The following is a 13,099-nucleotide window of genomic DNA, read 5'->3' as shown; positions in this document are numbered from 1 at the left end:
AGTTTCTAGGCAATGCTTCTATCTTAGTCTCAACACCAATAAAACATTAAAGACTATGGAAGTACAATTAATTAGAAATGCGACTTTAAAAGTACAATATGCTGGTAAAAATATACTGGTTGATCCCTATTTTGCAGCAAAAGAATCACTCCGCTCTTTAACTGGAAAATCGAAAAACCCTACGGTTGATCTTCCTTTTTCTATTGATGAAATTTTAGCGAGTGTCGATTTAGTTTTAATTACACACCTTCATCCAGATCATTTTGATGATGAGGCTAAAAAACACCTAGATAAAAACATAGAAATTGTTTGCCAACCAGAAGATATTGAACAAATTAAAGCTAGTGGCTTTACAAAGGTAACTGCAATAGAAAATTCTATTTTATGGCAAGGTATAGAAATCAATAGAACACCTGCTCAACATGGTGAAGGATTTTTCTTGCCTTTTATGGGAAAAGTAAGTGGTTATATATTAAAGGCTAAAGAAGAAAAATCTTTATACATTATTGGAGACAGCATTTGGTATAAAGGAGTAGCTGAATCAATAGATGAATTTCATCCGGAAATCATTATAGCAAACGCAGGTGGAAACGAATTTAAAAAGGAATACGACTTATTTCAAGTAGGGATGACAGAAGACTCTGGAGCCATTGTGATGAATGAAGAGCAATTGTTTAAAATGTATGAATTCTCACCTGAAAGTCAAATAATTACAGTACATATTGGTGCACTCGATCACGATACAGTTACAAGAAATGGATTGAGAAGTTTTCTAGAATCAAAAGGAATTGCAAGTGATAAAATTCTAATTCCAGAAGATGGAGAAAAGCTTAGTTTTTAGGTTTTAATATAATAGCGTTTCGACTTCATTTAAATCGAAACGCTATCATTTTTTATCATCTCAACATTGGTAAATACTTTTCTTTATTTTCAATAATTACCCAAGTCATTATAGCAAACAGCACCAAAGCGATTGGTATACCAGATTGTGCTTCGAGCATATTAAACAGTAAAATACCCACCATTATCGGGAAAATTACAATTGCCCCAAAAGCTCTTAATTTAGGTATTATCATTAAAATACCGCCTACAATTTCGCCAAAAGCGATTAAAGGCATTAGCCAACTAAGTTCTGCTAAAGCATTAAAATCTCGCATCACATTTTCTGGCATTTCTTCGGGCATGGGCATATAATTAAAAAATTTATTTAAACCAGCATTAATAAACATCAACCCAAAAAGGAGGCAAACTACAAATAGAATTTTAGATTTCATTAGTCTTTAGTTTATGATTAACTAATGCAAGATAAATCCATGCTTTCAATAAATAATGGTACAACTGCGACAATCTGAGGGTTAATAACGGCAATTTTTTTTATTTGAAAGTGAGATCAGGTTTTTAATAAAATTTCTCATATTAAATAGCATTTTTATAAACCTATCAACTATATATACGTGTATAAAAACTGTGATTATTTTGGAGCAAACTAACTAAAGCTAAACACAAAATCTTTACAATTTTTTTAACATGTTATTACCCCATTTTTTAAAATTGAATCCAAAAGCTCAACTTTTCACAGTATTTAAATTACTTTTTTTCGGGAGCTTGATATTTTGCATCTTTAGTTTACAAAGCATTAAACCTAATGCTGAACTGAACAACGGAATTTCTGGTAAGTTTTATTTCCAACTACGTGGTGAACCAGTACTTATGGATCTAAAATCTGGTAACTATACTTTCTTTAATAATAAAGCTTGGGAAAAAGACGAATCAAATCCGGCAATGGGAATAGCCAAATACTATTCGAAACCATTTCCAAAAAGTGATAGAATCCTTATTTCGATAAGAGATGCATTAAACTGGCCAGAGAAAATAGGCGATAACTATAGCCTTACTTTAATTCAAGATTTTGAAGGAAAATTTTTCCCCGGTTTAAAGTTTAAATATGATATTCTTTCGGGAGCCGAAGTTGCACCAGACGAAAAACATTTTGCCTTAACTAGAGAGCTAGACGAAAACTGGTTAGAAATTTACAGTTTCGATAATGAATACATTGATGGCAAAAAAATATCAGTAAATTCATTTAAATGGCTACCTAATGGGCGATTAATTTATGCAACAGATCGACAATTTGTAATTACACAGCCCTATTCAACTCAGCAAGCTCAAGTAATTTACTTGCCTTCAAGTGTGAAAACAGGAAAAATTAAATATATTTCAGTAAACCCAAATGGCAAATATCTTTCTTTTGCTTTGGTAAACGATGGAACTGTAACAGTCTCAACCTACTCTACATTTTGGACACTCAACTTGGAAACGAACAACTTCCATCAAATGGCAACAATCCATAAAGACGATTTACAAACAGGCTTTAAATACTCCTCGTGGTCGCCAGATGGAAAATGGTTAGCAGTGTACCAAGGTGGTTTTGGTGGTTCAGGCCCTTTAAATCCTGGTGGTATGGGGCAAATTTATATTTTACCATTCGATGAATTACAAACCTATGTGGTTTCTAAGAATGATAATAATAGAAGCGCTGGAGTAGGCTTGCTTAAACGATACCATATAAGCCCATATGGTAATGAAAGGCAAAGATCAAATATCAAAGAGGACTTTTATAATGCAGAGTTTTTCTGGTTAGAATAATTAGCTTTTTTACCTTGATGGATATTATTTTAAACTAATATCCATCAAGGTATTTACTTCTATACTAATAGTTCTTTAAAACATAAGTATTTGATACTTACACTTTTAATGTACATTTCAACTTGCCATTATTTCCCTATAAAAAATTGGTCGATTTTTATTAAAGTTAAAAACAGACTTATAATTTTAGTTTTATTCATGGATGTGCAATATTTGCGTAACTTTCATGATAGAAATTTTGTTCTTTAACAAGCTATTATACGCATATACCAAGATAAATATAGAATAGAAATTTCTTCAAATTTTATTTCAGGTATAATCTAATTAACAATTAATTGTTTTATAAAAACTAAGCAAATACATTTTTTAATTTGGAAGTTAATTAAACATTCGGGTAAAAAAGAGGAAAAATAAAAAATGGCACCAAACATAAAAGAGGCTAAAAAAAAGCTTGACCAAATAGGTTATCTAAATATCAAAGTTGATCCGGAAATAGACTTAGTCGCCGAGATCAACAAATTAAAAAAAGAAAAAAATGCTGTAATTCTGGCTCATTACTATCAAGAACCTGTAATACAAGACATTTCAGATTATTTAGGAGACAGCTTGGCTTTGGCTAAAAAAGCAGCACAAACAGATGCAGAAACTATCGTATTTGCCGGCGTGCACTTTATGGCAGAAACTGCAAAAATTATTAATCCAGAAAAAAAAGTACTATTACCAGATTTAAAAGCAGGATGTTCTTTAGCAGACTCTTGCCCTCCAACAGAGTTTAAAAAATTCATCGATCAACATCCAGGTCATATAGTAATTACATACATCAACTGTTCTGCTGAGATTAAAACCATGAGCGACATTACTTGTACCTCATCTAATGCAGTACAGATTATAGAATCTATTCCGAAAGACCAGCCAATTATATTCGCTCCAGATAAAAACTTGGGCAAATACCTGATTAAGAAAACAGGAAGAGATATGTTATTATGGGAAGGATCTTGTATAGTACATGAAGCATTTTCTATCGACAGATTGCTCGAATTACACCAAAACCACGCTAAAGCTAAAATTATAGCTCACCCAGAATCTGAAGAACCACTTTTGAAAACCGCTCAATTTATTGGTTCTACTGCACAACTTTTAAAATATGTAAAAGAAGATAGTGCAGAAGAGTTTATTGTAGCAACAGAAGCTGGTATTCTACACCAGATGATGAAAGAAGTTCCTAATAAAACTTTAATTCCAGCACCTAGTAACGAAGACAATACTTGTGCATGTAGCGAGTGTGCTTTTATGAAGCAAAACACCTTGGAAAAGCTGTATTTGTGCATGAAGTACGATGCTCCTGAAATTACCTTGTCAGAAGAAGTGATTATAAAAGGTAGACGTCCAATTGAAAGAATGTTGGAAATTTCTTAAGCTTTTATACTTTAAATTTGGCCGAAGATTAAAGCAAAATAGCTTTAGAAAGAGAGGTAATTATGAGATTTGACACAGACTTTTTAGTAATTGGGTCTGGGCTAGCTGGGCTGGCTTATGCACTAAAAGTTGCAAATAAGTTACCAGAAGCAAAGGTAACGATAGTAACAAAAGCAGACGAAGGTGAATCGAATACCAGATATGCACAAGGTGGTATAGCTGTAATGTTGGATAAAGACGAAGATTCATTTAAAAAGCACATAAAAGACACCCTTATCGCCGGAGATGGATTGTGTGATAAAGAAGTGGTGAAAATGGTGGTGAAAAAAGGACCTAAGAGATTTAGAGAAATCACTGGTTGGGGCGCTGAATTTGACAAGCAACCATCTGGAGATTATGACCTTGGCAGAGAAGGTGGCCATTCTGTAAATCGAATTGTGCACCACAAAGATGTTACGGGTTGGGAAATGTCTCGTACACTGCTAAAACAGGTACATAGCATGCCAAACATTGAGATTCTGTCTTATCATTTTGCTATAGATTTAATCACTGAGCATCATTTTAAGGTAAAACCAGAAGTAAAACCTGAAGATGTTAAGTGTTATGGAGCTTATGTGCTCAACCAGAAAACTAAACAGATTGAGCGAATATTATCTAAAGTTACGCTATTAGGTAGTGGTGGTACTGGGCATGTTTACAGAAACACTACAAATCCTTTAGTAGCTACTGGTGATGGAATTGCTATGGCATACCGTGCTAAGGCATTTATCCAGAATATGGAGTTTATACAGTTTCACCCAACATCTTTGTATAATCCGGGAGTTTCTCCTTCTTTCTTAATTTCTGAAGCGGTAAGAGGTTTTGGTGCTAAGTTGAGAACAAAATCTGGCGAACCTTTTATGCATAAGTATGATGAAAGAGAGGAATTGGCTTCTAGAGATATTGTGGCTCGTGCAATCGATTCTGAACTGAAGATTAGTGGAGATGATTTTGTTTATTTGGATTGCAGACATTTAGAGATGGAAGGCTTTAAGAAGCACTTCCCTAACATCTATGAGAAATGTGCTAGCCTAGGCATTTACGCAGAAAAAGATATGATTCCGGTTGTGCCAGCAGCTCATTACTTATGCGGTGGTATTAATGTAGACATGAACGGAAGAACCAATGTAGAAAACCTTTATGCTTGCGGAGAATGTAGTAACACTGGTTTACATGGAGCAAATAGGCTGGCTTCCAACTCATTATTAGAAGCTTTGGTTTATGCACATAAATGTTATAAAGATGGCATAAAAAAATACGATTCTATCGAAATTCCGGCTGAGATAAACGAGTGGAACGCAGAAGGAACAGTAGAGCCTAAAGAGAAAATTGTAATTACGCACATGCGCAAAGAATTGCAAACGCTAATGAGTGATCTGGTTGGCATTGTGCGGTCGAACGAGCGATTAAGACTTGCCAAAGAAAAACTGCATTTTATCTACAAAGAAACCAAGAAATTATACGACAACTCTACGCTTTCGCCTCAACTCTGTGAATTGAGAAATTTAGTAACCATTGCTTATTTAATCATTGAGCAATCTATACAAAGAAAAGAAAACAGAGGCGGTTATTTTAATAAGGATTTAGAATGATAAAAAAAGAGATGTCTACAAATTGTAGACATCTCTTTTTATTTACTTACTTTAATTCGATAAGTAACTATATATTGATCGTTTGTCTTTAGATGCAAAACATACAATCCTTTGCTATTGAAAGTATGTTTGAAATAATATCTGCCTGAAGATTGACTAATTTCTGGAATAACTGTTCTAGCGCTACTTCCCTTTACAATTTCTAATTGAAAGCTATCTTCTTCGATATTACCCTCTTTTAAAAAGCAAAACTCTATTTCTTCCCCGCGCTGAACTGCTAGATTAAAAGTGTTTGGATAAATCGGAGTCAAATGAGTATTAAAAGCACCTTTGTAAACCAGAGGTCCATTAAGAAAATATTCTAAAGTCGGAGCATTATCCATCAATAACCATTTTGTGTCTAAAGGATAATGGCTCATAGCAAATAGTTTGGGAGAAGCTAGAAAATAACCGGAGTTAAATGTCTTTTCGAATGCTTTATGCGTCAAGTTTATGGAGCCACTTGACCAAGTTGGGTCACATAAATACCATTCTCCATCAAGTTTTACGGCATTCCAAGAGTGATTCGGAATCCCGTCACCACCATTATTAGCTTCTAAGTTTTTGCCGTATCCGTTTACCAATTCGCATTCAATGTCTACATATAGCGTCATTTCTTTTAGCAGATAGGCATAACCTGTACAAACCGTTTTTTGTTGTTTTACAAGCCTTTCAATCACTTTAGGAGCAAATTCTCTATTCCATTCTCCCAGCGCAGCTTCATCACCTTTAAACTTGGCTCTTTTGCGCTTGTTCATCAGATAATAGTTGTAATCATTTTCTATGTTTTCGCATATCCAGCGATAAATTACCCTGAATTTTTCATGCTCAGTAGAAAAAGGTTTTGTGAGTTTAATCGTAAGATTTCTTAAGTCATTTAAAGGATGATTAGGATATAATTGCCCGACACTATCTGCTTTACTATAATCTATTTTTTGATTTTGTGCATTTAGAGAAATTGAAATTAACAAAAGGAATAATAACCCTACTAACCTGCTACAATAATTTTTTCTCATTTAAATATCTGCTTAATTTTTCCACCCAACTTAGCGAAAAATGATTTTTCTGAATAAACTTCATTTACTGATACTTCACCAGCTATCACGATACACATATCTCCATCGCTCCATTCGTATTTTAGATCTATATTTAATGTAATTGAAGAATCTGCTACTGAAACAGTGTAAAGTTGAGTTTCACAACCTATATAACTAAACTGTAAAACATCTCCAGTTTTAATATTTTCTAATTCAAAGTATCCATCAAGATCAGCAATGGTTCCCTTATCCGTACCAAAAAGAACTATACTAGCTCCCGGTAAAGGCTCATTTTCATCTTCAATTTTCACGATTCCTTTTACTGTAAATGTATTTTTAGAATCTTCACTTTGCTGAGTTTTATTCTTCTCGTCATACTCAACCACTTCAATTTTGGAGTTGCTTTGTGCTAAACTCTCTTTTTTGCTCAGAAACAATAATGATAAACTGATGAAGCCTGCTTTAAGTAACTTCCAACCAAATTTATTCGTCGGAACTGGTTTTGTTGAATAAGTTTTTAATTGGTCTGGATGAAATCTGCCGCATGCATGCTGAGGCTTTTTTAGAAAGAACTGTTGGATTTCATCATCTGTCATCTTAGTGAAATCAATCACATTCTTTTGACAAGAAGCACAAAAACCACCAGTTGCTGTCGGTGTAAAAGTTGACCACTTTTCACCACAAGGTTTAGGAATATCGAGGCTAATCTGTTTTTTCATATCAACTAATTAAAGATGTTTTTAAACTTATCTCCTAACTTCCCAAATAGTGATTTTTCTGAATAAACTTCACTGATAGCTACTTCACCTAATAACTCAGCATTTAAGACAAGAAAAACATTTTTTAAAGTCACATTTATTAGTTCAGAATCTACTTGCTTAGGTATTTTATATTTTTCTTCCTTAAAACCTATGTAACTAAATGTTATAACGTCACCTGCTTTTACATTTTTTAATTCAAAATTTCCATCTAGGTCAGTTATAGCAGTTTCCTGTATCTCTCCATTAAATATATATACACCTGGTAAAGGCTCATTATCCACTTCGGACATTACAATTCCTTTCACTGAAAATGAATTTGTTGTATCTCCACTTTGTTGATTTTTATACTCCTCTTCCTGCCCAATAACTTCAATTTTGGAGCTACTTTGTGCTAAACTCTCTTTTTTGTTCAGTAATAATAATGATAAACTAATGAAGCCTGCTTTAAGTAACTTCCAACCAAATTTGTTTTTAGGAATTGATGTTATTGAATAAGTTTTTAATTGGTCTGGATGAAATCTGCCGCATGCATACTGAGGCTTATTCAAAAAGAACTGTTGAATTTCTTCATCTGTCATCTTAGTGAAATCAATCACATTCTTTTGGCAAGATACACAAAATCCACCAGTTGCTGTCGGAGTAAAAGTAGACCACTTTTCACCACAAGGTTTAGGAATATCGAGGGTAATCTGTTTTTTCATTATCAATTAATTTGGCACTAAATACTTAAGACAAGTACTCTAAATATCCCTTTTTTGAGTTAAAAAAGCAATTTTAATAAAAAAAGCCTTTCTACAAATTTTGTAGAAAGGCTTTATAATTTGATTTATAATTATCTATTTTACTTTTAACCAATCTTCAGATGCTGGTTTGTGGTTCTTCGGTACTTCATTTCCATAAAGTAATGCATTAAACAAAGTTCTGTAGGTACCCATCGGTTGGCCACGCCATTGCGGTTGGAAACCAAAAAGCAATACATGTCCTTCACCGTGTTTTACATCCAAAGCGGCAGCTTTATCATTCATATATTCTTCTCCAACTAAATAACCCGAAAGCAAAGGTGAACCTTTAGATTGATAACGTGCCAACACTTCTCCCTCAAAACCATCTAAAGTTGCAAACACCGGACTTCTAAAAACAAACACGCTAGCAAACTCTGGCATACCCGCCATTACCGGATGTTCGTTGTTACAAATCACTTCCATGATAGAGCCCCCAGTAAAAAACTTAGCACGGTCAACTCCTTTCACCACATTCTGTACTGGCAAGTGAAGCGCATTAATCGCAAACTCACTGCTCTGGTTTAAGCAAACCAACGTACCACCTTTAGAGACAAAGTTGTTTAGGCTACGACTTCCATTTTCTCCCAAACCACCGGCATACTGTGGCGGTGCAGAACCTGCTTGCATACCATTTTCGATAGTACCGTTTCTTTCTGATGCCATCACGATTACATCAAATCGATCGCTAAGATTACCAGCCCAAAAATCAGTATTCCTTATAGAAGTATATTCAACCCCAAAATTATCTAGCAACCAACGAGTCCAACCCATGTCCATACTGGCTGTCCAAGGTCTGTAAACTGCCACTCTGGTTTTTACATCAGTTTCTGAATTTTGAGAAGTCAACTCTCCATTAATTGCATAATCATCAACCCATTGTTGCATTAAGCTTCTACTTGCCCCCTTAATACCGTATTTCTTTTTTTGATCATTATAAATGATGGCTAAACCTTTTTCTTTTGCCTCAGCCAATACCCTAAAAGTATTGTTCTCTGTTGGATCAACCAATAGAATACTTCCATTACCTTTTAGCGAACCGGGTAAAGGTTTAATTCCTGCCGCAATGGCATTGCTACTAAAACCAGCTCCAGGAGCAAAATCAATCTTATCTAGGTCTGTATCAATATTGTCGGTTGGTTCTATTACTTTACCTTCAATTGGTTCAAGTGCATCTTTCAATTCTTGTGTAATAGGGGTCATTGCACCAATCACTTTTACTTCCATTTGATAAGGTAATGTCCAACCGGCAGCATCATAAGGTTGCTCAAGTGGTCCGTCTGGTGACTCTCTCAAATCTGGATAAACCTGCACATCTAACACTTCTCTGGCTAACTCAGCAAACTCTTGATCCATCGGAATTACCCAAGTTCCCTTCGGATAAGTAATACCCTCAAAAGTGATGGTTTGTTTTAATTGAGAAATCTCTATTCCATTAAAAGCCAACCTTCTTAACATTTCTACTGGTCTCACGTTATCACGTTGCTTTTGCGGAATGAAATAAGCAAACGGAGGTTCATTTTTATATTTCTCAATTGTATTTACACCAGACTGATACTTATTGAAAAGCAATGTTTCTTTATATTTAGCGGCATAATCAAGTACGGCGATCGAAGCAACTTGCATGTACTGCATTGCATCGCTTATTCGCCACCAACCACCTTTCCAAGGACTCGAATACAAAGATTCAACTCTTAAATCGGCTCTGTCTTTTGGGAAATCTCTAAGTGTATAAAAATGCGGAGTAGCATACATATAAAGAGCAGTCTCTGTCCAAAATGATGGAATATTCTGCATGGCTGGCAAATAATCTATATAACCCGGATACCACGCATCAAAACCTTTTCCCATGTGTACTGCTCCAGGCAAACCTTCAGTTTCCAGTTCTTGAGCCATTGCCATACCAATCATATTTACTTCGCGAGCTACAATTGGTGGGGTTTGTGTAGCAATTGGTTCTGCAAATGGCGGCAACCAAATTCGAGTTGGAAAAGGAGAAGATTGATGGTGCACATGTATGATGTTAGGCTCCCACTCTCTCCAAGTTCTGCCTACCACTCTAGACTCAAGCATGTTGAGCATATATGCATCTCGGTTATTGTCATGGCCAACATACTTTTGGTATAACCAAGGAGTTCTCGAAGTTTCGTAAGGTGTACCTACATTACTCAAATACCAGTTAGCGATTATATCTTGTCCATCGGGATTGAGTGATGGCCAAAGCACCAAAATTACATCATCTAAAATAGCTTTAAATTTCTTTTCTTCTGCTTTGCTTAAAATCTCATATGCCAATGTGATGATATGCTGAGCACCGGCAACTTCTGATGCGTGCAAACCACCACTTAAATCGACAATGGTCTTGCCTTCTTCGGCAAGTTTCTTTGCTTCTTCTCTACTTAGGTTTTCTGGGTGTGCTAATTTTTGCGAGATTTCTTTGTAGTGATCTATATTCTTTAAATTCTCAGGAGAAGAAATTAAAACATATTTCCAGTCTCTACCTTCAGATGTTTTTCCGGCTGATTTCATTTCAACCATATCGCTGGCAGCATCCAATTTTTCAAAATAACTGATAGACTGCTCATAAGTTGCCAGATGAAAATCAGCTCCAACTTTAAAACCTATTACATCTTCAGGTTTTGGAATAGATGAACTTTGTGCTTTTAGAAATAATGGCATTACAACTAATGCTAATCCTAAAGTGAGCTTTTTGAATGAAAATCTTTGATTTGAAATTGCAGAAAATAATTGATCGGAAGCTTGGCATATTTTAGGGGTAAGTTTCCAAAGCTTGTTTAGTTTTTTCATGAATTTTTGTTGTAGTTTTTTAACCTGTAACTATTGAATGAGTGATTGTAATTGTTCTCATCAAAAATATAAAATCCTAATGGATAGTGGCTACTACAATTATTTATTTAATATTTACTAATGAGAAATATTAAATCCCACTCTAAGAAGCAATAGCAGCATTTTAGAATAATTTCCTAACTAGAAATTTTTCAATTTAAATAGAAAATTATTAGAATAATTCAATTTACCATAAGAATACATAAGCACCCTTCCTGTAACAGATTTTCAAATGTTAATTAGTACAATTTCAATATCTGTTTGTTACTCTAACATAAATGAGAAAGAAAAATATTTAAAAACGATCAATTATGCCCACTTATTGCACATATACTAGTGAAATCATTTTCAGCCAACATAAACCAAATTTTTATTCAATGAAATATTTAATCTATTTTTTCATATTTACATGCCTGATAGCTTGTGACAACGAGTTTATTGAAGATAATACCGACATTACACCTGAAACAGAAGATAGAACAGAAGAAGAAGAGGTTAATCCAGACTATGATAATTTAGAACAATGGGATAGATTTGAACTATCTTTCCAAGCAGAAGTACTCACAGATCCATTCTCAACACCTCCATTAAGTGGAATTTTTACACACTCTGATGGGGAAAAAATGGAAATAAATGGTTTTTATGATGGAGACAGCACTTACAGAATCAGATTTATGCCAACAAAATCTGGTGTATGGACATATGAACTTTCTAGTGAACTTGATTCTATAAATGGAGTTAGTGGAGGAATAAATGCTATTTCTCCATCAGTAGAAAATCATGGAATGGTGAAAGTTTCTAACACTTATCATTTTGCTTATGATGATGGTTCTAGTTACTTCCCTTTTGGTACTACATTATATGCCTGGTTCTACCAAGGTGAAGAGATAGAAAACCAAACTATAGAGTCTCTTCAAGAAAGTTCTTTTAACAAAGTACGAATGTGTGTAATGCCTAAGTTCTATGATTACTGTGTTAATTTTCCACCTGAATTCCCATATGAAAAGAATGAAGCAGGTGATTATGATTTTGATAAAATAAATCCAGCATATTTTCAAGATGTTGAAAATAGTATTGAAGAATTATTAGAACTTGGTATAGAAGCTGATGTTATACTTTTTCATCCATATGATTATTGGGGATTTAGTAGAATGGGAACTGATGCAAATAAAAAATATCTTCAATATGTAATAGCTCGATTTGGAGCTTACCGTAATGTATGGTGGTCAATGGCTAATGAATACCAATTATTAGAAGATTTTACTGAAGAAGATTGGGATGAGCTTGGTCAATATGTTGCAGATAATGATCCATACGAGCACTTAAACTCAGTACATAATGCTAAAAGAGGATTTTATGATTTTAGTAAATCATGGGTTACTCATGTAAGTGTACAAGTTGAAGAAGTAGATGAAATAATGGACTGGCGGGATGAATATCAAAAACCAGTGATTGCTGATGAAGTTGGCTACGAAGGTGATATACCATTCGAATGGGGTGATCTTTCTCCAAATTTACTTCTTGATAAATTTTGGATAGCTACTACTAAAGGTGGATATGTTAGCCATGGTGAAACTTATGAAGATCCAAATGATGTATTATGGTGGGCAAAAGGTGGTAAACTAAAAGGTGAAACTCCAGAACGGATTACATTCTTACAAAACATTATCGAAGATTATGGATATGGTCTAACTGGTGTAAGTGGAGATAACTATATAGCAGAAGGAGAAGGATACATTTTACAGTATTTAGGTGAAGATACTCCAGATACTTTCACTTATGACATCCCAGATGATGGAACATACCAAGTAGATATCATTGATACTTGGAACATGGAAATCGAATCTGCTGGTGAATTTAGTAACAGCGTAAGTATTGACCTACCTGATACTCAATACCTAGCAATTAGAATTCAAAAGAAAAGTGCAAGCTCTTAATTAACT

The 13,099-nt window shown here is 34.4% G+C and carries 10 protein-coding genes; 5 read left to right on the top strand and 5 right to left on the bottom strand.

Going from position 1 to position 13,099, the window contains the following annotated elements; all coding sequences use genetic code 11:
* Positions 1 to 55: 55 nt before the first annotated feature.
* On the top strand, positions 56 to 841 hold the full coding sequence (locus OQ292_RS20880; RefSeq protein ID WP_284686372.1) for an MBL fold metallo-hydrolase: 786 nt from the start codon (positions 56 to 58) through the stop codon (positions 839 to 841).
* Positions 842 to 896: 55 nt separating this feature from the next.
* Here the strand turns inward: OQ292_RS20880 and OQ292_RS20875 are convergent, their stop codons facing one another.
* Positions 897 to 1,274, bottom strand: coding sequence for a DoxX family protein (locus OQ292_RS20875; RefSeq protein WP_284686371.1), 378 nt, complete (start codon positions 1,272 to 1,274; stop codon positions 897 to 899).
* 277 nt (positions 1,275 to 1,551) lie between these two features.
* Here OQ292_RS20875 and OQ292_RS20870 point away from each other — a divergent pair, with 277 nt between their 5' ends.
* From OQ292_RS20870 to nadB, 3 genes are all read left to right on the top strand, one after another.
* On the top strand, positions 1,552 to 2,646 hold the full coding sequence (locus OQ292_RS20870; RefSeq protein ID WP_284686370.1) for a hypothetical protein: 1,095 nt from the start codon (positions 1,552 to 1,554) through the stop codon (positions 2,644 to 2,646).
* 417 nt (positions 2,647 to 3,063) lie between these two features.
* Positions 3,064 to 4,062 carry a quinolinate synthase NadA gene (nadA, locus tag OQ292_RS20865; protein ID WP_284686369.1) on the top strand — a complete coding sequence of 333 codons (999 nt, stop codon included), beginning with the start codon at positions 3,064 to 3,066 and terminating at the stop codon, positions 4,060 to 4,062.
* A gap of 62 nt (positions 4,063 to 4,124) precedes the next feature.
* Positions 4,125 to 5,693 carry an L-aspartate oxidase gene (nadB, locus tag OQ292_RS20860; protein ID WP_284686368.1) on the top strand — a complete coding sequence of 523 codons (1,569 nt, stop codon included), beginning with the start codon at positions 4,125 to 4,127 and terminating at the stop codon, positions 5,691 to 5,693.
* A 38-nt stretch (positions 5,694 to 5,731) separates the two neighbouring features.
* Here the strand turns inward: nadB and OQ292_RS20855 are convergent, their stop codons facing one another.
* The 4 genes from OQ292_RS20855 to OQ292_RS20840 form a co-directional block, all read right to left on the bottom strand.
* Complete coding sequence (locus OQ292_RS20855; RefSeq protein WP_284686367.1) at positions 5,732 to 6,748, bottom strand: transglutaminase domain-containing protein; 1,017 nt, start codon at positions 6,746 to 6,748, stop codon at positions 5,732 to 5,734.
* A complete protein-coding gene (locus tag OQ292_RS20850; RefSeq protein ID WP_284686366.1) occupies positions 6,745 to 7,488 on the bottom strand; it encodes a carboxypeptidase-like regulatory domain-containing protein in 744 nt (247 codons plus the stop codon). Before OQ292_RS20850 ends, OQ292_RS20855 begins: the two co-directional genes overlap by 4 nt.
* Before the next feature lie 5 nt (positions 7,489 to 7,493).
* Positions 7,494 to 8,231, bottom strand: a complete 738-nt coding sequence (locus OQ292_RS20845; protein WP_284686365.1) for a carboxypeptidase-like regulatory domain-containing protein — start codon at positions 8,229 to 8,231, stop codon at positions 7,494 to 7,496.
* A gap of 135 nt (positions 8,232 to 8,366) precedes the next feature.
* A complete protein-coding gene (locus tag OQ292_RS20840) occupies positions 8,367 to 11,117 on the bottom strand; it encodes a M14 family metallopeptidase (protein WP_284686364.1) in 2,751 nt (916 codons plus the stop codon).
* Between the two features lie 416 nt (positions 11,118 to 11,533).
* Between OQ292_RS20840 and OQ292_RS20835 the strand changes: the two genes are divergently transcribed.
* Positions 11,534 to 13,093 carry a DUF5060 domain-containing protein gene (locus tag OQ292_RS20835; protein ID WP_284686363.1) on the top strand — a complete coding sequence of 520 codons (1,560 nt, stop codon included), beginning with the start codon at positions 11,534 to 11,536 and terminating at the stop codon, positions 13,091 to 13,093.
* Positions 13,094 to 13,099 lie beyond the last annotated feature (6 nt).

It is taken from the genome of Chondrinema litorale (assembly GCF_026250525.1).
GTDB classification, from domain to species: Bacteria; Bacteroidota; Bacteroidia; order Cytophagales; family Flammeovirgaceae; genus Chondrinema; species Chondrinema litorale.
Note: the sequence above shows the minus strand (reverse complement) of the source record. Positions and strands in the feature narration are given on the sequence as shown.

What these genes read in the sequence shown, in the direction of transcription:
- OQ292_RS20850 (WP_284686366.1), bottom strand. Translation starts at nt 7,488, where the DNA reads ATGAAAAAACAGATTAGCCTCGATATTCCTAAACCTTGTGGTGAAAAG.
- nadB (WP_284686368.1), top strand. Translation starts at nt 4,125, where the DNA reads ATGAGATTTGACACAGACTTTTTAGTAATTGGGTCTGGGCTAGCTGGG.
- OQ292_RS20845 (WP_284686365.1), bottom strand. Translation starts at nt 8,231, where the DNA reads ATGAAAAAACAGATTACCCTCGATATTCCTAAACCTTGTGGTGAAAAG.
- OQ292_RS20840 (WP_284686364.1), bottom strand. Translation starts at nt 11,117, where the DNA reads ATGAAAAAACTAAACAAGCTTTGGAAACTTACCCCTAAAATATGCCAA.
- OQ292_RS20835 (WP_284686363.1), top strand. Translation starts at nt 11,534, where the DNA reads ATGAAATATTTAATCTATTTTTTCATATTTACATGCCTGATAGCTTGT.
- OQ292_RS20855 (WP_284686367.1), bottom strand. Translation starts at nt 6,748, where the DNA reads ATGAGAAAAAATTATTGTAGCAGGTTAGTAGGGTTATTATTCCTTTTG.
- OQ292_RS20880 (WP_284686372.1), top strand. Translation starts at nt 56, where the DNA reads ATGGAAGTACAATTAATTAGAAATGCGACTTTAAAAGTACAATATGCT.
- OQ292_RS20875 (WP_284686371.1), bottom strand. Translation starts at nt 1,274, where the DNA reads ATGAAATCTAAAATTCTATTTGTAGTTTGCCTCCTTTTTGGGTTGATG.
- nadA (WP_284686369.1), top strand. Translation starts at nt 3,064, where the DNA reads ATGGCACCAAACATAAAAGAGGCTAAAAAAAAGCTTGACCAAATAGGT.